15 protein-coding genes and 1 pseudogene are annotated in these 20239 nt (G+C 58.8%); all 16 read right to left on the bottom strand.

Annotated elements, in window-relative coordinates:
* Positions 1–10: 10 nt before the first annotated feature.
* Positions 11–856, bottom strand: coding sequence for a 3-deoxy-8-phosphooctulonate synthase (gene kdsA, locus AB4O41_RS11340; RefSeq protein WP_008072675.1), 846 nt, complete (start codon positions 854–856; stop codon positions 11–13).
* 5 nt (positions 857–861) lie between these two features.
* Positions 862–2493, bottom strand: coding sequence for a CTP synthase (locus AB4O41_RS11345; RefSeq protein ID WP_460147778.1), 1632 nt, complete (start codon positions 2491–2493; stop codon positions 862–864).
* 274 nt (positions 2494–2767) lie between these two features.
* Complete coding sequence (gene tilS / locus AB4O41_RS11350) at positions 2768–4096, bottom strand: tRNA lysidine(34) synthetase TilS (protein WP_460147779.1); 1329 nt, start codon at positions 4094–4096, stop codon at positions 2768–2770.
* A gap of 132 nt (positions 4097–4228) precedes the next feature.
* Positions 4229–5176, bottom strand: a complete 948-nt coding sequence (locus tag AB4O41_RS11355; protein ID WP_030127981.1) for an acetyl-CoA carboxylase carboxyltransferase subunit alpha — start codon at positions 5174–5176, stop codon at positions 4229–4231.
* A gap of 151 nt (positions 5177–5327) precedes the next feature.
* A pseudogene (dnaE, locus tag AB4O41_RS11360) lies at positions 5328–8848 on the bottom strand (DNA polymerase III subunit alpha).
* Positions 8849–8931: 83 nt separating this feature from the next.
* Positions 8932–9573 carry a ribonuclease HII gene (gene rnhB, locus AB4O41_RS11365; protein ID WP_008072671.1) on the bottom strand — a complete coding sequence of 214 codons (642 nt, stop codon included), beginning with the start codon at positions 9571–9573 and terminating at the stop codon, positions 8932–8934.
* Positions 9573–10700, bottom strand: coding sequence for a lipid-A-disaccharide synthase (gene lpxB, locus AB4O41_RS11370; protein WP_460147780.1), 1128 nt, complete (start codon positions 10698–10700; stop codon positions 9573–9575). The genes rnhB and lpxB overlap by 1 nt, the downstream gene beginning before the upstream one ends.
* Before the next feature lie 2 nt (positions 10701–10702).
* Positions 10703–11479: an acyl-ACP--UDP-N-acetylglucosamine O-acyltransferase gene (lpxA, locus tag AB4O41_RS11375; RefSeq protein ID WP_008010226.1), complete on the bottom strand. Its 777-nt coding sequence runs from the start codon at positions 11477–11479 to the stop codon at positions 10703–10705.
* The gene (gene fabZ / locus AB4O41_RS11380; RefSeq protein ID WP_007907157.1) at positions 11476–11916 is read right to left on the bottom strand and encodes a 3-hydroxyacyl-ACP dehydratase FabZ; all 441 of its coding nucleotides are present in this window, start codon (positions 11914–11916) and stop codon (positions 11476–11478) included. Before fabZ ends, lpxA begins: the two co-directional genes overlap by 4 nt.
* 108 nt (positions 11917–12024) lie before the next feature.
* Positions 12025–13080 carry a UDP-3-O-(3-hydroxymyristoyl)glucosamine N-acyltransferase gene (lpxD, locus tag AB4O41_RS11385; protein WP_460147781.1) on the bottom strand — a complete coding sequence of 352 codons (1056 nt, stop codon included), beginning with the start codon at positions 13078–13080 and terminating at the stop codon, positions 12025–12027.
* A 3-nt stretch (positions 13081–13083) separates the two neighbouring features.
* Complete coding sequence (locus AB4O41_RS11390; RefSeq protein WP_007907155.1) at positions 13084–13587, bottom strand: OmpH/Skp family outer membrane protein; 504 nt, start codon at positions 13585–13587, stop codon at positions 13084–13086.
* Positions 13588–13632: 45 nt separating this feature from the next.
* Positions 13633–16008, bottom strand: a complete 2376-nt coding sequence (bamA, locus tag AB4O41_RS11395; protein ID WP_460147782.1) for an outer membrane protein assembly factor BamA — start codon at positions 16006–16008, stop codon at positions 13633–13635.
* Between the two features lie 72 nt (positions 16009–16080).
* Positions 16081–17433, bottom strand: coding sequence for an RIP metalloprotease RseP (gene rseP / locus AB4O41_RS11400; protein ID WP_460147783.1), 1353 nt, complete (start codon positions 17431–17433; stop codon positions 16081–16083).
* Positions 17434–17483: 50 nt separating this feature from the next.
* Positions 17484–18674 (bottom strand): 1-deoxy-D-xylulose-5-phosphate reductoisomerase, encoded by a 1191-nt coding sequence (gene ispC / locus AB4O41_RS11405; protein WP_460147784.1) that lies wholly within the window; start codon positions 18672–18674, stop codon positions 17484–17486.
* Positions 18671–19474 (bottom strand): phosphatidate cytidylyltransferase, encoded by an 804-nt coding sequence (locus AB4O41_RS11410; protein WP_460147785.1) that lies wholly within the window; start codon positions 19472–19474, stop codon positions 18671–18673. The genes ispC and AB4O41_RS11410 overlap by 4 nt, the downstream gene beginning before the upstream one ends.
* Positions 19474–20229, bottom strand: coding sequence for a polyprenyl diphosphate synthase (gene uppS, locus AB4O41_RS11415; protein ID WP_460147786.1), 756 nt, complete (start codon positions 20227–20229; stop codon positions 19474–19476). The genes AB4O41_RS11410 and uppS overlap by 1 nt, the downstream gene beginning before the upstream one ends.
* Between the last annotated feature and the right edge of the window lie 10 nt (positions 20230–20239).

The following is a 20239-nucleotide window of genomic DNA, read 5'->3' on the forward strand; positions in this document are numbered from 1 at the left end:
GAATTGAGGTTTACGCGGTTTCTACCGTCGGAAAACTCTTCACCAGTTCGTCCAATGCTTTGAGCTGGGCCAGGAAGGGCTCCAGTTTGTCCAGACGCAAGGCACAAGGGCCGTCGCATTTGGCATTGTCCGGGTCCGGGTGCGCTTCGAGGAACAGACCGGCCAGCGACTGGCTCATGCCGGCCTTGGCCAGGTCGGTGACTTGGGCACGACGACCACCAGCAGAGTCGGAGCGACCGCCGGGCATTTGCAGCGCGTGGGTCACGTCGAAGAACACCGGGTATTCGAACTGCTTCATGATGCCGAAGCCAAGCATGTCGACGACCAGGTTGTTGTAGCCGAAGCTCGAACCGCGTTCGCAGAGGATCAACTGATCGTTACCGGCTTCTACGCATTTGTTCAGGATGTGTTTCATTTCCTGAGGTGCGAGGAACTGGGCTTTCTTGATGTTGATCACCGCGCCGGTCTTGGCCATCGCAACCACGAGGTCGGTCTGGCGCGACAGGAAGGCCGGCAACTGGATGATGTCGCAGACTTCAGCGACGACCGCGGCCTGATCAGGCTCGTGGACGTCGGTGATGACCGGCACGCCGAAGGCTTGCTTGATGTCCTGGAAAATCCGCATGCCCTCTTCCAGGCCGGGGCCACGGTAAGAAGTCACAGAAGAACGGTTCGCCTTGTCGAAACTGGCCTTGAACACGTAAGGGATACCGAGTTTCTCGGTGACCTTTACGTACTCTTCGCAGACCTGCATCGCCATGTCGCGGCTTTCCAGCACGTTCATGCCACCGAACAGCACCATCGGCTTGTCGTTGGCAATCTCGATATTGCCTACGCGAATGATCTTCTGCGCCATCAGGTTTACGCCTTCTTCTGGTGTTGGACCAAAGCGGCTTTAACGAAGCCGCTGAACAACGGGTGACCGTCGCGTGGTGTAGAGGTGAACTCAGGGTGGAACTGGCAAGCGACGAACCATGGATGATCCGGCGCTTCGACCACTTCAACCAGCGCGCCATCACCGGAACGACCGGAGATTTTCAGACCGGCCTCGATGATTTGCGGCAGCAGGTTGTTGTTCACTTCGTAGCGATGACGGTGACGCTCGACGATCACGTCCTTGGCGTAGCAATCGTGCACCAGGGAACCCGGTTCAAGCAGGCAATCCTGAGCACCGAGGCGCATGGTGCCGCCCAGATCGGAGGTTTCGGTGCGGGTTTCGACTGCGCCGGTGGCATCTTCCCACTCGGTGATCAAACCTACTACCGGGTGAGCGCTGGTGCGATCGAACTCGGTGGAGTTGGCGTCTTTCCAGCCCATGACGTTACGAGCGAACTCGATAACGGCCACTTGCATGCCCAGGCAGATACCCAGGTATGGAACCTTGTTTTCGCGAGCGTATTGAACAGCAGTGATCTTGCCTTCAACGCCACGCAGACCGAAGCCGCCCGGTACCAGAATCGCGTCGACGCCTTCCAGCAGCGCGGTGCCCTGGTTTTCGATGTCTTCGGAATCGATGTAGCGCAGGTTGACCTTGGTACGGTTGCTGATGCCGGCGTGACTCATCGCTTCGATCAGCGACTTGTAGGCATCCAGCAGCTCCATGTACTTGCCGACCATGGCGATGGTGACTTCGTGCTCCGGGTTCAGCTTGGCATCAACCACCGCTTCCCACTCGGACAGATCGGCGCTGTCGCATTGCAAGCCGAAACGCTCGACGACGAAATCATCCAGGCCCTGGGAGTGCAGAATGCCCGGGATCTTGTAGATGGTGTCGGCGTCTTCCAGCGCGATCACCGCACGTTCTTCAACGTTGGTGAACTGCGCGATCTTGCGGCGCGAAGAGATGTCGATCGGGTGATCGGAACGGCACACCAGCACGTCAGGCTGCAGGCCAATGGAACGCAGTTCCTTGACCGAGTGCTGAGTCGGCTTGGTTTTGGTTTCGCCGGCGGTGGCGATGTATGGCACCAGCGTCAGGTGCATCAGCATCGCGCGCTTGGCGCCGACTTCGAAACGCAATTGACGGATCGCTTCGAGGAACGGTTGCGACTCGATGTCACCCACGGTGCCACCGATCTCGACCATGGCCACGTCGGCATCGCCGGCGCCCTTGATGATCCGGCGCTTGATTTCGTCGGTGATGTGCGGGATCACCTGGATGGTTGCGCCCAGGTAATCACCACGGCGCTCCTTGCGCAGGACGTGTTCGTAGACACGGCCGGTGGTGAAGTTGTTGTTCTGGGTCATGGTCGTGCGGATGAACCGCTCGTAGTGGCCCAGGTCCAGGTCGGTCTCGGCGCCGTCGTGGGTGACGAACACTTCACCGTGCTGGAACGGGCTCATGGTGCCCGGGTCAACGTTGATGTACGGGTCCAGCTTCAGCATGGTGACCTTAAGTCCCCGCGCCTCCAGGATGGCCGCCAATGAAGCCGAGGCAATGCCTTTCCCCAATGAAGAAACAACACCGCCCGTGACGAATATGTAGCGCGTCATGAAAAACCCTAGAAGTCTGCGTTAAAGCGGTCCGAGCCGCCGGGGAAAGCGAAGGAAGGCCGAAGCCCCCGATCACCTGCATTAATCACAGTGCACCTTTCAAAAAAACCGCCGCGTTGGGACAGACCAGTGGATGAAACACCGGTAGGTTGCTCGCTACACATTTTTTGGAATCGCCCAGCAAAGACTGCTTGGTAATCGGCAACTCCTGCGATTCAGGCGAATCCACAGAAGTTGTATCAAGAAGGGAGCGTAGTCTACCGGAAAGCCCCTTTCAGCTCAAACCTTGATCTTCGATCGGCGGCTGCCAATGCAAATACCAGCCACCTTGCTCACCGCCATTTAGCCCCCGCAGGTTCGCCACCGCCAGCAATTGCTGGCCCCTGTAGACCAGCGGCAATCTGCCACGGGCGAAGCCCGGCACACCGCTTTCGTTGAGCAAACGCTTCAGGTCACGGTGGCCACGATCGGGCAGGTTCATCACCTCGCCTCCCTCACGATAGCGGATCTGCAGTGGGCCATCGGGGGGCTGACCGGTCAACGTAACTACGCCGTTATCCGGCAACGCCAGCAATGCCGAGGGATCAGCCCAAGACACTAGGGATGGCGGAGTGCGCAGCCAACCACCAGACAACCACCAGAGACGCCCGCCCGCGCGATGCAATTCACCCGCCGCGAGTCGCCAGACCGGACGCGCATCGCCGGCCGCATCGCGCAAATTATCCCAACCCGACCAATGGTCACTGTCCGGCAAAGTCGTCAACGGTTTGAGCCAGTGACTTAGCGCGTTGCGCTGGCGCGCATCAGACAGCTTTTCCAGGGGCGCCAGCTCCAGCGACGGCAAACCCAGCCAATCGAAATCGCTGACCGTGGTGGCGTGGGCCAGATCGATTTGCGCCAACTCGTCGAGCAACTCTTGCGCTTCCCTCAGATGTGCAGCACTGCGGGCCATGGTCGCCACCGCTTGCGGCCAGCGCGCGGTCAACACGGGGAACACCTGATGACGCAGGTAATTGCGCGAGAACTGGCGGTCCTGGTTCGACGGATCATCGATCCAGCTCAACTGATATTCAGTCGCGTAGGCCTCAAGCTCGGCGCGAGTGACGTCAAGCAAGGGGCGTAGCAGATGCCCCCGCCCCAAAGGACGCTCGCTCGGCATCCCCGACAAGCCTCTCACCCCCGCCCCACGCATCAGCCGAAACAACAGGGTTTCTGCCTGATCGTCACGGTGCTGGCCAGTGAGCAGTACTTCACCAGCATGAGTCGCCGCGTTGAAGGCGCCATAACGCGCATCCCGCGCCGCGCGCTCAAGGCTGGCGCCGGGTTCAACCTGAACACGCACGACCTCTAACGGCATTCCCAACGCATCACAGACCGACTGACAGTGTTCCGGCCACGCATCAGCCGCAGCCTGGAGGCCGTGGTGGACATGGATGGCGCTCAGCGCCGGCAGGGATTGGGTTTTTACGAGATGGGAGAGTAGGTGCAGCAGGACGGTGGAGTCGAGACCACCGGAGAACGCGATGCGCCAGGTTGTGGCGGTGCGCCAAGGTGCAAGATTCAGCAGGAGCCTGGTAGACAAATCAATCGTGGGCTGACTCATATCGATCACTTCGCACAAATCAAATGTGGGAGCGGGCTTGCTCGCGAAGGCGGCTTAACATTCAACACATCGGTTGTCAGTTATACCGCTTTCGCGAGCAAGCCCGCTCCCACAATTAAAGCCGAGATCAGATCAGAGACCGTAGCTCATCAGACGCTCATAACGACGGGCCAACAACGCCTCGTTATCGAACTTCTTCAGCATCGCCAGTTGCGAGCTCAACTCGGCGCGGATCGAGGCAGCAGCAGCGGCCGGATCACGATGAGCGCCGCCCAATGGCTCGCCAATCACTTTGTCGACAATGCCCAGGCCCTTCAGACGCTCGGCAGTGATGCCCATGGCTTCAGCAGCATCCGGGGCTTTCTCGGAAGTTTTCCACAGAATCGAGGCGCAACCTTCCGGCGAAATCACCGCGTAGGTCGAGTATTGCAGCATGTTCAACTGATCGCAGACGCCAATCGCCAGCGCACCACCGGAACCACCCTCACCGATCACGGTGGCGATGATTGGGGTTTTCAGGCGAGCCATGACACGCAGGTTCCAGGCAATCGCTTCGCTCTGGTTGCGCTCTTCGGCGTCGATGCCCGGGTAAGCACCCGGGGTGTCGATGAAGGTCAGAATCGGCATTTTGAAACGCTCAGCCATTTCCATCAGACGGCACGCCTTGCGGTAGCCTTCCGGACGCGGCATGCCGAAGTTGCGGCGAACCTTCTCGCGCACTTCGCGGCCTTTCTGGTGACCGATGATCATCACCGGCTGATCGTCCAGACGGGCAATGCCGCCAACAATGGCTGCGTCGTCGGAGAAGTGACGGTCGCCGTGCAGTTCGTCGAACTCGGTGAAGATGTGTTCGATGTAGTCCAGGGTATACGGACGTTTCGGGTGACGCGCCAGACGTGCGATCTGCCAGCTGGTCAGCTTGCCGAAGATGTCTTCGGTCAGCGTGCTGCTCTTGTCCTGCAGGCGGGAGATCTCATCGCCGATATTCAGCGAATTGTCATTACCGACCAAGCGCAACTCTTCGATCTTGGCTTGCAGGTCGGCGATCGGCTGTTCGAAATCTAGAAAATTCGGGTTCATAGGCGTCCGTCTTGGGTCGACCTCCAAGAGAACTTGGGGCGGCCGGTTGTCTATTCGCGCCCTACCTTAAGGGACAGGCGCGTTCAGGTCGAGATTAAAAATTTGGGTCGGGATCAGGCGCGTTCCAATGGTAAAGAATGGCACCTGACCGTCAACGGTATTGGAGGAAGACGTTGTCTCGCCCGAACTGGTCACGCAGGGCTTGAATCAAGGCATCCGCCGGGTCGATCCGCCAAGTCTCGCCGAACTGCAACAAGGCCTTCGCATCGGGACTGGTGTACTCCATGGTGATCGGGCACGCGCCGCGGTGGCGCTTGAACAGCTCACCCAGCCAGCGTAGCTGATCGCCCTTCAAATCCTTGGTGTGCAATTTCAGGCGCAGGCTTTCGGCCAGGTTGGTGCGCGCATCTTCCATGCTCATCACCCGCTTGACCCGCAACCGCAGGCCACCAGAGAAGTCGTCGTTACTGACTTCGCCTTCGACCACCACCATCGCGTCGGTCTGCAACAGCGACTGCGCGGAATGGAAGGCGTCGGCGAACAGCGAGGCTTCGATCCGCCCGGAGCGGTCGTCGAGGGTGATGAAACCCATCTTGTCGCCCTTTTTGTTCTTCATCACTCGCAGGGCGATGATCATGCCCGCGACCGTCTGGGTATCGCGAGCCGGCTTCAGGTCGATGATGCGCTGACGGGCAAAGCGACGGATCTCGCCTTCGTACTCGTCGATTGGGTGACCGGTCAGGTACAGGCCCAAGGTGTCTTTCTCGCCTTTCAGGCGTTCCTTGAGGGTCAGTTCCTTGGCCTTGCGATGATTGGCGTAGACGTCGGCGTCTTCCTCGACGAACAGGCCGCCAAACAGATCGGCGTGGCCACTGTCGTGGGTGCGAGCGGTTTGTTCGGCAGCCTTGATCGCCCCTTCCATCGCGTTCAACAAGACCGCGCGATTCTGGTCGATGCTGGCCTGATAGGCTTTTGGTTCGTCATGGAAATACGGGCCCAGACGATCCAGCGCGCCGCTGCGGATCAAACCGTCCAGGGTGCGCTTGTTGATCCGTTTGAGATCGACACGGGCGCAGAAATCGAACAGATCCTTGAACGGTCCGTCCTGACGCGCCTCGGTGATCGCTTCCACCGGCCCTTCGCCCACACCCTTGATTGCGCCGAGGCCATAAATAATGCGGCCTTCGTCATTCACCGTGAACTTGAACTCCGAAGTATTCACATCCGGCGCGTCGAGACGCAGCTTCATGGTGCGAATTTCTTCGATCAAGGTCACGACCTTGTCGGTGTTGTGCATATCCGCCGACAGTACCGCGGCCATGAACGGCGCTGGGTAGTGGGTTTTCAGCCACGCGGTCTGGTACGACACCAGGCCGTAAGCGGCGGAGTGGGATTTGTTGAAGCCATAACCGGCGAATTTTTCTACCAGGTCGAAGATGTTACCGGCCAGGTCGGCGTCGATATTGTTGGTGGCGCAACCTTCAATGAAACCGCCACGTTGCTTGGCCATTTCTTCGGGTTTTTCTTACCCATGGCTCGACGCAGCATGTCTGCACCGCCAAGGGTATAACCGGCCATGACCTGGGCAATCTGCATCACCTGTTCCTGATACAGGATGATGCCGTAAGTCGGCGCCAGGACTGGCTTGAGGCCTTCGTACTGGTAATCCGAATGCGGGTACGCGAGCTCCGCGCGACCGTGCTTACGGTTGATAAAGTCGTCAACCATGCCTGATTGCAACGGGCCCGGACGGAACAGGGCCACCAGTGCGATCAAGTCTTCCAGGCAGTCGGGCTTGAGCTTTTTGATCAGCTCTTTCATGCCGCGCGACTCGAGCTGGAACACCGCGGTGGTTTCAGCTTTTTGTAGCAGCGTGTAAGTCGGTTTGTCGTCCAGCGGGATAAAGGCGATATCCAGCGGCGGCTCGTTGACCTTGGCACGATCGCGGTTGATGGTTTTCAGCGCCCAGTCGATGACCGTCAGGGTCCGCAGCCCCAGGAAGTCGAACTTCACCAGACCGGCAGCCTCGACGTCATCCTTGTCGAACTGGGTTACCAGGCCATCGCCCGCTTCGTCGCAATAAATCGGCGAGAAGTCGGTCAGCTTGGTCGGCGCGATTACCACACCACCGGCGTGCTTGCCGACGTTACGCACAACGCCTTCGAGCTTGCGCGCCATCTCCCAGATTTCCGCGGCCTCTTCATCGACCTTGATGAAGTCGCGCAGGATTTCTTCCTGTTCGTAGGCTTTTTCCAGGGTCATGCCGACTTCGAACGGAATCATCTTCGACAGCCGATCCGCCAAGCCGTAGGACTTGCCCTGCACCCGAGCCACGTCACGGACCACCGCTTTCGCCGCCATGGAACCGAAGGTGATGATCTGGCTAACCGCGTTACGGCCATATTTCTCGGCCACGTAATCGATCACCCGGTCACGGCCGTCCATGCAGAAGTCGACGTCGAAGTCGGGCATGGATACCCGTTCCGGGTTAAGGAAACGTTCGAACAGCAGGTCATATTCCAGCGGATCGAGGTCGGTGATCTTTTGCACATAGGCCACCAGCGACCCGGCACCCGAACCACGACCCGGACCGACCGGCACGCCGTTGCTCTTGGCCCACTGGATAAAGTCCATAACGATCAGGAAGTAACCGGGGAAGCCCATCTGGATGATGATATCCAGCTCGAAATTCAACCGGTCGACGTAGACCTGGCGCTTGGCTTCGTAGTCTTCAGTGGTGTCCTTGGGCAGCAGAACGCTGAGGCGCTCTTCCAGACCGTCGAAGGAAACCTTGCGGAAGTACTCATCGATGGTCATGCCATCGGGAATCGGGAAGTTGGGCAGGAAGTGCTTGCCCAGTTTCACGTCGATGTTGCAGCGCTTGGCGATCTCGACGGTGTTTTCCAGCGCCTCGGGCAGGTCGCTGAACAGCTCGGCCATTTCTTCGGCGCTTTTGAGGTATTGCTGATCGCTGTAATTCTTCGAGCGCCGCGGATCGTCGAGGGCGCGGCCCTCACCGATGCAAACGCGGGTTTCGTGGGCCTCGAAGTCTTCCTGCTTGATGAAGCGCACGTCGTTGGTTGCCACCAGCGGCGCGCCGATCTTCGCCGCCAGCGCCACGGCGCCGTGCAGTTGCTCTTCGTCATTGGGGCGGCTGGTGCGCTGGACTTCCAGATAGAAACGATCCGGAAACACCTCCATCCACTCGCGCGCCAGGGTTTCGGCTTCGTCCGGATTGCCGCTGAGCATGGCCAGACCGATCTCGCCCTCTTTCGCCGCCGACAGCATGATCAAGCCTTCGCTGGCTTCAGCCACCCACTCGCGTTCGATGATGACCGAGCCATTGCGTTGGCCATCGATGAAGCCGCGAGAGATCAGTTCGGTGAGGTTGCGATAGCCCACGGCGTTCATCGCCAGCAGGCTGATCCGGCTCAAGGCGTTGTCCGGATCCTTGTTCGACAGCCACAGGTCGGCGCCGCAGATTGGCTTGATCCCCGCCCCCATGGCAGCTTTATAGAATTTGACCAGGGAACACATGTTGTTCTGGTCGGTGACCGCCACGGCAGGCATGTTCATGCCGACCAGGGTCTTGACCAGCGGTTTGATCCGCACCAGACCGTCGACCAGGGAATATTCAGTGTGCAGGCGTAGATGAACGAATGAAGCCGGCATAGTGATCCTGTCTAGAAACTAGAAACGTAAAGACAACAAGGCCCGGATTGTACCGGGCCTTGAGTAAAACATCAGCCTTGCGACTAACTACCTATCAGGTTTTCCCGCGCTTCATACGCCAAGCGTACCGGGGCGAACGAGCGGCGATGAATTGGGGTCGGCCCCAAGCGGGCCAGCGCTTCCAGATGAACGGGTGTCGGGTAGCCTTTATGGCCTCCGATCCCGTAACCCGGATAAATCAGTTCGAATGCCGCCATCTCTCGATCACGGCTGACCTTGGCCAGAATCGATGCCGCGGCAATGGCTGGCACCTTGCCATCGCCCTGGATCACCGCTTCCGCACGCATCGAGAGTTTCGGGCAGCGGTTGCCGTCTATCATCGCCAGTTTCGGCTGAATGTGCAGCCCCTCGACGGCACGCTGCATGGCCAGCATGGTGGCGTGAAGAATGTTCAGTTCGTCGATTTCTTCTACTTCAGCGCGAGCGACATACCAGCTCAGGGCCTTTTCGCAGATTTCGTCGTAAAGCGCATCACGGCGAGCCTCGGTGAGCTTTTTCGAATCGTTGAGGCCCAGGATGGGGCGGCTCGGATCGAGGATCACTGCCGCCGTCACCACTGCACCGCAAAGCGGGCCGCGACCGACTTCATCGACACCCGCCACCAGATCTTCAAGTTCATCGACTAGCATAAAATCCAGGCCCAGCTGCTTGCTTGCTTTGCTCATTATGCTCTGCCAATCAGGTTCAGTACCGCATCCGCTGCCTGATTGGAGGCGTCCAAGCGCAGGGTTCGGTGGATTTCGTCAAAGCCTCGGGTCTGCTCCTGGCCACCTTCGATCAGTGGCGACAGGGTCTGGGCCAAGGCCTCAACCGTCGCATCGTCCTGCAACAACTCCGGCACCAGCAGGCGCTGGGCCAGCAGATTTGGCAAGGAGACGTAGGGACTCTTCACCATCCGTTTGAGAATCCAGAACGTCAGCGGTGCCAAGCGATAAGCGACCACCATTGGCCGCTTGTACAACAATGCTTCCAGCGTAGCCGTGCCCGAAGCGATCAACACCGCGTCGCAAGCAGCCAGGGCCAGATGGGATTTGCCATCGAGCAAAGTCAGCGGCAGATCGCGACCGGACAGCAGCTCTTCAAGCTGGGCCCGGCGCTGCGGGCTCGCGCATGGCATGACGAACCGTACGCCCGGGCGCATGGCGCTCAAGCGCTGAGCGGTGTCGAGGAACAGCGCACCAAGGCGCCCAACCTCACCACCGCGGCTACCCGGCATCAGGGCGACCAGCGGCCCATCCGGCAAGCCAAGTTCGGCCCGCGCTGCCGCGCGATCAGCCTCAAGCGGAATCGCATCGGCCAGGGAATGGCCGACAAACCGCACCGGCACACCCTTCTCTTCATAAAACTTGGCTTCGAACGGGAACAGCGTCAGCATCAGGTCGCAACCTTCGCGAATCTTCAGCACCCGCTTCTGCCGCCAGGCCCAGACCGACGGGCTGACGTAATGCACGGTCTTGATCCCGGCCTGACGCAGCTTGAGTTCGATATTGAGGTTGAAGTCCGGGGCATCGATACCGATGAACACGTCCGGCTTCTCGGCGATCAGGTCCGCGACCAGTTTCTTGCGACGTGCCAACAGCTCGCGCAAACGACCCAGCACCTCCACAAGCCCCATGACAGAAAGGCGTTCCATCGGGAAATACGAGGTCAGGCCTTCGGCCTGCATCAGCGGACCGCCGACACCGATGAACTCGACCGCCGGGTGCTGAGCTTTGAGCGCGCGCATGAGGCCCGCACCCAGAATGTCACCGGAAGCCTCTCCCGCCACCAGCGCAACACGCAGATTGGCCATGGTTAACGGGTGATGCCGCGGGTCGAAGACTGGATGGAATCACGGAACACCGCGACTTCCGGGAACTGAAGCGAAGGTTCGGCCAGCTCGGCGAGCGCCTGTTCGACCGTCAGGCCCTGGCGGTAAACCACCTTATAGGCACGACGCAGGGCGTGGATCGCATCTTCGCTGAAACCGCGACGGCGCAGGCCTTCGAAGTTCATGCTGCGGGCTTCGGCCGGGTTGCCAAATACCGTGACGTAGGCGGGAACGTCCTTGCCAATGGCAGTGCCCATGCCGGAAAAGCTGTGGGCGCCAATGTGGCAATACTGGTGAACCAGGGTAAAACCGGACAGGATCGCCCAGTCTTCAACGTGCACATGGCCCGCCAACGCGGTGTTGTTGACCAGAATGCAGTGATTGCCAATAACGCTGTCGTGACCGATGTGGGCATAGGCCATGATCAGGTTGTGATCGCCCAGGGTCGTTTCAGAACGGTCCTGAATGGTCCCGCGGTGAATCGTCACGCCTTCACGGATGACGTTATGGTCACCGATGACCAGACGGGTTTCTTCGCCCTTGTATTTCAAATCGGGCGTGTCCTCGCCTACCGAAGAAAACTGGTAGATGCGGTTGTGCTTACCGATTCGGGTCGGGCCCTTAAGAATCACATGCGGCCCGATCACTGTCCCCTCGCCGATTTCCACACCTGCGCCGATGATCGACCAAGGGCCGACTTCGACGTCGTCGGCCAAAATGGCCGTCGGATCGATGATTGCGCGAGGGTCAATCAAACTCATAGTTTGCGTTCCGCGCAGATGATTTCAGCGGAGCAGACTGGCTTGCCGTCGACCGAAGCCTGGCACTCGAACTTCCAGATCTGGCGCTTGCAGCTCAGGAACTTGGCTTCCAGGATCAACTGATCGCCTGGCAGCACGGGCTGACGGAAGCGCAGCTTGTCGGAGCCGACGAAGTAATAAAGCGTGCCATCAGCAGGCTTCACGTCGAGCATTTTGAAACCAAGGATCCCGGCAGCCTGAGCCATCGCTTCGATGATCAGTACGCCCGGCATGATTGGATGCGCAGGGAAGTGACCATTGAAGAATGGCTCGTTGATGCTGACATTCTTGTAGGCGCGAATGCGCTTGCCTTCCACATCCAGATCCACGACCCGGTCCACCAGCAGGAACGGGTAACGGTGAGGCAGGTATTCGCGAATCTCGTTGATGTCCATCATTTCGGGGGAAGCCTATGTAAAGATTGGGAGCGCGCGACTGACGCGCACTCCTCTAGCAAATCAAGGGAGGCAGTCTAGCGGCTGTGCACACTTGATATGGAAATGGTATCAGCCATCTGATGAAGCATTACCGTCAGGGGTCACGTCCCCTACACGCTTTTCCAGCTGTCGCAGACGTCGCGCGATGTCATCGAGCTGACGGATACGTGCCGCGCTTTTGCGCCATTCGGCTGCCGGTTGCATCGCCGTACCGGAAGAATAGGAACCTGGCTCGGTAATCGAGTGGGTCACCATGGTCATCCCGGTCAGGAAAACGTTGTCGCAAATCTCGATATGCCCCACCAGCCCCACGCCACCGGCGAGCATGCAATGCTTGCCGATTTTGGTGCTGCCGGAGATCCCCACACACGCGGCCATGGCGGTGTGGTCACCGATCTGGACGTTGTGGGCAATCTGAATCTGGTTGTCGAGCTTCACACCATTGCCGATAACGGTATCGGCCAGTGCGCCGCGATCGATAGCGGTATTTACGCCTATCTCCACGTCATCGCCGATCGAGACACCGCCGATCTGCGCGATTTTCTGCCAGACACCTTTCTCGTTGGCAAAGCCGAAGCCTTCACCGCCGAGCACGGCACCGGATTGAATCACCACCCGTTTGCCGATGCGCACGTCGTGATACAGCGTGACCCGCGGGGCCAACCAGCCGCCCTCGCCGATTTCGCAGCGCGCACCGATGAAGCAATGAGCCCCAATGGTCACACCTGCGCCAACACGCGCTGCACTTTCGATCACCGCAAAAGCACCAATGCTCGCGGCCGGATCGACCACTGCATCCGCTGCCACCACCGCTGTCGGATGAATACCGACAGGCGCCTTGGGCTTGGGATCGAACAGATGGGAAACGCGCGCGTAAGCCAGATACGGATCCGGCACCACCAATGCATCACCGGCAAAACCTTCAGCGTCAGCGGCCTTCAGCAATACAGCTGCGGCCTGACTGTCAGCCAGGTATTTACGGTATTGAGGATTTGCCAGAAAGCTCAACTGAGCTGGGCCAGCCTCTTGCAAAGTGGCTAGCCCAGTAATTTCTTTCTTCGGGTCGCCACGTAAGGTGGCGCCGAGGAACTCGGCCAACTGGCCGAGCTTTATAGTCGCTGTCATGGGTTACTTCAGCTGATTCATGCGCTCGATAACCTGGCGAGTGATGTCGTACTGAGGCTTGACATCAATCACTGCGCCACGCTCGAAGACCAGGTCAAAAGCACCTTTCTTGATGACTTCTTCCACAGCGCTGTCCAGTTTCGGCTTGAGCTGTTTCAGCATTTCACGGTCGGCAACGGCCTTGGCTTCGTTCAGTTCCTTGGACTGGAACTGGAAATCACGAGCCTTTTGCTTGAACTCGAGCTCCAGACGTTCACGCTCGCCTTGCTGCATTTTGTCACCACCGGCCATCAGGCGGTCCTGGATACCCTTGGCGCTGCTTTCCAGGCTTTTGAGCTTGGTCAGTTGCGGGCCGAATTTTTTCTCGGCATCCACGGCGTATTTTTTCGCCGCGTCGGATTCCAGCAATGCCATCTGATAGTTCAGTACGGCGATTTTCATGTCGGCAAAAGCCGGCCCTGCTACCAGTACGGTCGCCAGGAGAACCAATTGAGTCAACTTACGCACGATGCACTCCTACAAAATCCATTGTCGTTATCTTGGGTCAGACGCTTAGAACGTCTGGCCGAGGGAGAATTGGAACACTTGAGTTTCTGCTTCATCCGGTTTCTTGATCGGCATGGCCAATGCGAAGCTCAAAGGACCCAGTGCGGTAACCCAAGTCACGCCGACACCGACGGAACTGGCCATGTTGCTCAGGCTGATGTCGTTGCACTGCGTGTTGGCCTTCGAACCATCGGCGTTGGTGCTCGACTTGCACTGCGAGTCGAAAACATTACCCACGTCCCAGAATACCGAGGTACGCAGCGAACGTTGATCCTTGACGAACGGCAGCGGGAACAGAACCTCCACACCGCCCTGAATCAGGACATTACCACCGAACGGCAGCGGGTCCTGATCGGGATCTGCCGCTGTGCCAGGGTTCTTGCCGGTACTTGGCGTACTGCGAGGACCCAACGTACTGTCCTTGAAGCCGCGAACCGAGTTGAAACCGCCAGCATAGTAGTTTTCATAGAATGGCAAGCCATCGGTCGAACCATAACCATCGCCATAACCCAACTCGGTGTGCAGGCGCATGGTGTAGTTTTCGCTCAATGGCTGGAACAACTGGCCACGATAATCAAGCTTGAAGAACGACAGGTCGCTGCCAGGAGTAGTGCTTTCCAGAGTCAGGCTCTGAGAATGTCCACGGGTCGCCAGTACACCTTTGTTCAGGGTGGACTCGGACCAACCGGCCGACGCCTTGAAGTTCAGGTAGCTGTCACCTTCCTTGTTAACGAAGTCGAAGATCTCGTCAACGGTGTACAAGCCCGTCTTGATCTTGTCCTGCTGTGCAGACAGACCGAAAGTCAGGCGCGAAGTCTCGCTGATCGGGTAACCGACACTCACGCCCGCACCCAGGCTGTCTACAGCATAGCTGGACACGTCGGCATCGAGTTCGTCGTAGTCGGTGGTGCGGTAGAAAGCGTTGTAACCCAAGCTCACACCGTCAGCAGTCCAGTAGGGGTCGACATAACCGAAGTTATAGCGGCTCTGGTATTCACTGCGGGTCAAACCGATGCTGACCTTGTTACCGGTACCCAGGAAGTTGTTCTGGGTGATCGAACCGCCGAGGATCAGGCCGGCGCTCTGGGCAAAACCGACGCTGGCGGTAATCGAACCGGACGCCTGCTCTTCAACGCTGTAGTTCACATCAACCTGGTCATCGACACCGGGCACGGCCGGTGTTTCGACGTTGACTTCCTTGAAGAAGCCCAGACGCTCCAGACGTGTCTTGGACTGGTCGATCAGGTAAGTCGAAGCCCAACCGCCTTCCATCTGACGCATTTCACGGCGCAGCACTTCGTCTTCGGACTTGGTATTGCCACGGAAGTTGATGCGGTTCACGTAAGCACGCTTGCCCGGATCGACAGCGAAGGTGATGTCGACCGTGTGGTCGTCATCGTGAGGCTGAGGCACGCCGTTGACGTTGGCGAAGGTATAACCCTCGTTACCCAGGCGACGGGTGATCAGTTCGGACGTGGTGGTCATCAGCTTGCGTGAGAACACCTGACCTTTCTGAACCAGCAGCAGGGACTTGACCTGGTCTTCAGGCACTTTCAGGTCGCCGCTGAGCTTGACGTCACGAACGGTGTACTTCTCGCCTTCGTTGACGTTGACGGTGATGTAGACGTGTTTCTTGTCCGGGGTGATGGACACCTGGGTCGACGCGATATCCATATTGATATAGCCGCGATCCAGATAGTAGGAACGCAGACGTTCCAGGTCACCGGAGAGTTTTTCACGAGCGTACTTGTCATCGTTCTTGAAGAACGACAGCCAGTTGCTGGTCTTGAGTTCGAACAGGTCGATCAGGTCTTCATCAGGAAAAACCGTGTTACCCACCACGTTGATGTGCTGGATAGCTGCAACGGTGCCTTCGTTGATGTTGACCTTCAGGCCCACGCGGTTACGCGGCTGTGGCACCACTTCGGTATCGACGGTGGCCGAGTAACGGCCCTGAGCGACGTATTGACGCTGCAGCTCGTTACGCACACCTTCAAGGGTGGCGCGCTGGAAGATCTCGCCTTCGGCCAGACCGGATTGTTTGAGGCCCTTCATCAGGTCTTCAGTAGAGATCGCCTTGTTGCCTTCGATCTCGATACTGGCGACCGACGGACGCTCGACTACAGTGATGACGAGGACGTTGCCATCGCGACCCAGTTGGATATCTTGAAAGAACCCGGTTTTGAACAGCGCACGAGTGGATTCCACCAGGCGACGATCATCCGCCTGTTCGCCGACGTTCAACGGCAAGGCACCAAAGACGCTACCCGCGGAGACCCGCTGGAGGCCATTGACGCGAATATCAGAGATAGTGAAGGACTCGGCGTGAACTTCGGCGATCATCAATACGGTGAGAACCGCAGTTAGCAGCAGACGTTTCATGAAGTCCTTTCTTATTCCAACTGGCAATAAAAACTGCCGCAAAATGCGGCAGATTCGCAATTCAGCGAAGCGTTACAGTCGACCCAGATCATTGACCAGAGCAAGTAACATCACCCCGACCACCAAACTGATACCGATCTGTATCCCCCAACCTTGCACCCGATCCGACAAGGGACGACCACGCGCCCACTCGATCAGATAAAACAACAAATGCCCCCCATCCAGTACAGGAATGGGCAACAAATTCAGAACCCCCAAGCTAATACTCAGATAAGCAAGGAAATTCAGGAAATCAGCGACGCCCGACTGGGCAGAAGCGCCCGCCACTTTAGCAATGGTTATCGGTCCACTCAAGTTTTTTACCGAGAGCTCACCGAACAACATTTTCTTGAGCGAATCGAGAGTCAGTACGCTCATGGTCCAAGTGCGTCGGGCACCCTCGCCAATCGCAGCCACCGGACCGTAACTAACTTCGCGAATCATCTCTGGTGGCCAATCGACCGCTTTCACCCCGGCACCCAGATAACCGCTGGGTGACTGACTCTCGCCGCGAGCGGCCAACGTTACAGGGACGTCGATTTGAGCACCATCGCGCTCGACGCGCAGCATGATTTTGGTATCCGGATGCATACGGACGATGTCGACTACCTGCTGCCAGTCGTCCAGCGCCTTGCCATCAAGGGCCAACAAGCGGTCACCCGGCTTCAGGCCCGCAGCCTTCGCCGGCCCTTTCGGATCAAATTCAGCCAGGACTGGTGGCAACGCCGGACGCCAAGGACGAATACCCAGCGAGCGAATCGGGTCTGGCTCATCAGCCCCCTTGAGCCACTTGTCCAATACCAGCTCACGGGGTGAGTCCACCGTGGCGCCCTGTTCGCGAACCAGCAATTGAAGGGAACCGCTCTCACCCAGGCGACGGATCAGTTGCAGGTTCACCGCGGCCCAGCCGGAGGTTGGCTCGCCATCGATGGCCATGATTTCCTGGCCCGGGCTCAAACCTGCCTTGGAGGCAATACTGCCGGACTCGACCGCACCGATAACCGGCCGCACCTGCTCGCTGCCCAGCATTGCCAGTGCCCAGAAAAACACCATTGCCAATAGAAAGTTGGCGATCGGGCCGGCCGCGACGATGGCGATGCGCTGACGGACAGATTTGCGATTGAAGGATTGATCGACCTGATCGGCCGGGACCTCGCCTTCGCGCTCGTCGAGCATCTTAACGTAGCCACCCAATGGGATAGCGGCGATCACAAATTCAGTGCCTTTGCTGTCGTGCCAGCGCAGCAGCGGCATGCCGAAGCCTACGGAGAAACGCAGCACTTTGACCCCACAGCGACGCGCGACCCAGAAATGGCCGAATTCGTGGAAGGTGACCAGCACGCCCAGCGCTACCAGGGTGCCGACAATCATATAGAGCGCGCTCATGTATTTTCTCCGCAACTATCGGTGCTGCATGGGGCAACGTATTGCAGCACTTATCGCCCGTGACGGCTCAACCATTGCCCGGCCAGTACCCGTGCTTTCGCATCAGCCGTAAACACTGCCTCGAGATCATCTACCGCAACCACAGGCTCGAGGCTCAACACTTCCTCGATAATACTCGCGATTTCCAGGTAGCGAACCCGTCCGTCGAGAAAGGCCGCTACAGCCACTTCATTCGCGGCATTGAGCATGGCCGGCGCGCTGTTGCCAGCCTCTGCGGCTTGTCGTGCAAGTCGCAGGCAAGGGAAACGCTCTTCATCGGGCGCCTGGAAATCCAGGCGAGCGATGGCAAACAGATCCAGCGGTGCAACACCCGAGTCGATTCGCTCCGGCCAGGCCAAGGCATTGGCGATCGGCGTGCGCATGTCCGGATTGCCTAACTGCGCCAGTACCGAACCATCGATGTAGTCGACCAGCGAATGAATCACGCTCTGCGGGTGAATCACCACTTCGACCTGGGACGGCGTGGCATCGAACAGCCAGCAGGCCTCGATCAGCTCGAGCCCTTTGTTCATCATGCTGGCCGAATCCACCGAAATCTTGCGCCCCATGGACCAATTCGGGTGCGCACACGCTTGCTCGGGGGAAACATGCGCCAGTTCGGCCATTGGCGTCTGCCGGAACGGGCCGCCAGAGGCTGTGAGCAAAATCCGACGCACACCGACCGCGCCAAGCCCACGAGCGAAATCCTGCGGCATGCACTGGAAAATCGCGTTGTGTTCGCTGTCGATCGGCAGCAGCACTGAACCGCTTTTGCGCACGGCCTGCATGAACAGCGCACCGGACATCACCAGTGCTTCTTTATTGGCCAGAAGAATTTTCTTGCCGGCCTCGACCGCCGCCAGGGTCGGACGCAAGCCCGCCGCACCGACAATGGCCGCCATCACGGCATCGACTTCCGGATCGGAGGCGACCTGACACAAGCCCTCCTCTCCCACCAGAACGCGGGTCGACAGACCGGCCGCACGCAAATCGTCCTGCAAGCCCCGGGCAGCGCCAGATTCCGGCACGACGGCGAAGCGCGGCGAATGACGCACACACAGCGCCAGCAACTCACTCAAGCGAGTGAAACCACTCAAGGCAAAAACCTGATAACGCTCGGGATGACGGGCAATGACGTCGAGGGTACTCAGACCAATCGAACCGGTCGCTCCCAGCACGGTAATCTGTTGTGGGCGGCTCATGCTGCCATCCACAGCAGCACAGCGAATACCGGAATCGCCGCCGTCAGGCTATCGATGCGGTCCAGCACGCCGCCGTGACCGGGCAGCAGATTACTGCTGTCCTTGATCCCCGACTGGCGCTTGAACATGCTTTCGGTGAGGTCGCCGACCACTGAAATGAATACGATTACGGCGGCACCGAACAGACCCATCAGCATCTGAACGAAACTCCAGTCCCGCACAAAACCGACGATGGCTGTAATCACCAGACTCATCAGCAAGCCGCCGTACACGCCTTCCCAACTCTTGCCAGGACTGACCTGTGGCGCCAGCTTGCGCTTGCCGAAGGCACGACCGGAAAAGTACGCACCGATATCAGCCCCCCAGACCAGCACCATCACCGCCATGATCAGCCAGTTACCCAAGGGCTCCTGCTTGATCAAAACCAGGCCTTGCCAGGCCGGCAACAGAATCAATAATCCGATCACCAGTTTGCAGGCTGCGCTGGCCCAGTGTTCGCTGGACTGTGGATAGGTCAATACCAGATATGTGGCCACGCCCCACCAGAGCACTGAGGCGCCCAACACCCAAGGCGCGAGCCCCGGCACGATATGCATGACAAACAGCGCCAACGCGACCACAGCAGCATAGGCAACGCGAATCGACTGAGCCGCGAAACCTGCCAGGCGCGCCCACTCCCACGCTCCGAGCGTCACCACCAGCCCAATGAACAGCGCAAAACCGGACCCTTCGAGCAGGAAAAACCCGCACAGGGCAATCGGCAGCAGAATCAGCGCCGTGATGATTCGTTGTTTAAGCATTAAACCCGGGCTCCAGCCTCGACCTGCTCGCTCGTTTTACCGAAGCGACGCTGGCGAGAAGCGAAATCGGCCAGCGCATTGCGCATGGCGTCGTGTTTGAAGTCCGGCCAGAACAGGTCGGAGAAGTACAGCTCGGCGTAGGCCAGTTGCCACAGCAGGAAGTTGCTGATGCGATGCTCGCCACCGGTACGGATGCACAAGTCCGGCAACGGCAGATCACCGGTCGCCAGACACGTTTGCAACAGCTCGGGGGTAATGTCCTCCGGACGCAGATGCCCGGCCTGAACTTCGCGAGCCAGACGCTGCGCGGCTTGCGCGATATCCCACTGACCGCCGTAATTGGCGGCGATCTGCAGGATAAAGCGATTGGCGCCGACGGTCATCGCCTCGGCTTCACGCATGGCGGCCTGAAGCTCCGGGTGAAAACGCGAACGATCGCCAATGATGCGCAAACTGATGTTGTTGTCGTTGAGGCGCTTGGCCTCGCGACGCAACGCCTTGAAGAACAGATCCATCAAGGCACTGACCTCATCGGCCGGGCGCTGCCAGTTCTCACTGGAGAAGGCAAACAAGGTCAGCACTTCGACCTTGGCCTCGGCACACACCTCAATTACCGCACGAACCGCATCCACACCCGCTTTATGCCCGGCGACACCCGGCATAAAGCGTTTTTTCGCCCAGCGATTATTACCATCCATGATGATCGCGACATGGCGCGGCACCGCGGGCGGTGCAGTCTGCTTTGTCTTATCCATTAAAACGCGA

This window comes from Pseudomonas sp. S2_A02 (assembly GCF_054668495.1).

Coding starts and splice junctions, on each gene's coding strand:
- AB4O41_RS11355 (WP_030127981.1), bottom strand. CDS start 5,176: ATGAACCCGAATTTTCTAGATTTCGAACAGCCGATCGCCGACCTGCAA.
- lpxD (WP_460147781.1), bottom strand. CDS start 13,080: ATGACAGCGACTATAAAGCTCGGCCAGTTGGCCGAGTTCCTCGGCGCC.
- bamA (WP_460147782.1), bottom strand. CDS start 16,008: ATGAAACGTCTGCTGCTAACTGCGGTTCTCACCGTATTGATGATCGCC.
- lpxA (WP_008010226.1), bottom strand. CDS start 11,479: ATGAGTTTGATTGACCCTCGCGCAATCATCGATCCGACGGCCATTTTG.
- uppS (WP_460147786.1), bottom strand. CDS start 20,229: ATGGATAAGACAAAGCAGACTGCACCGCCCGCGGTGCCGCGCCATGTC.
- tilS (WP_460147779.1), bottom strand. CDS start 4,096: ATGAGTCAGCCCACGATTGATTTGTCTACCAGGCTCCTGCTGAATCTT.
- lpxB (WP_460147780.1), bottom strand. CDS start 10,700: ATGGCCAATCTGCGTGTTGCGCTGGTGGCGGGAGAGGCTTCCGGTGAC.
- kdsA (WP_008072675.1), bottom strand. CDS start 856: ATGGCGCAGAAGATCATTCGCGTAGGCAATATCGAGATTGCCAACGAC.
- fabZ (WP_007907157.1), bottom strand. CDS start 11,916: ATGATGGACATCAACGAGATTCGCGAATACCTGCCTCACCGTTACCCG.
- AB4O41_RS11345 (WP_460147778.1), bottom strand. CDS start 2,493: ATGACGCGCTACATATTCGTCACGGGCGGTGTTGTTTCTTCATTGGGG.
- ispC (WP_460147784.1), bottom strand. CDS start 18,674: ATGAGCCGCCCACAACAGATTACCGTGCTGGGAGCGACCGGTTCGATT.
- rnhB (WP_008072671.1), bottom strand. CDS start 9,573: ATGAGCAAAGCAAGCAAGCAGCTGGGCCTGGATTTTATGCTAGTCGAT.
- rseP (WP_460147783.1), bottom strand. CDS start 17,433: ATGAGCGCGCTCTATATGATTGTCGGCACCCTGGTAGCGCTGGGCGTG.
- AB4O41_RS11410 (WP_460147785.1), bottom strand. CDS start 19,474: ATGCTTAAACAACGAATCATCACGGCGCTGATTCTGCTGCCGATTGCC.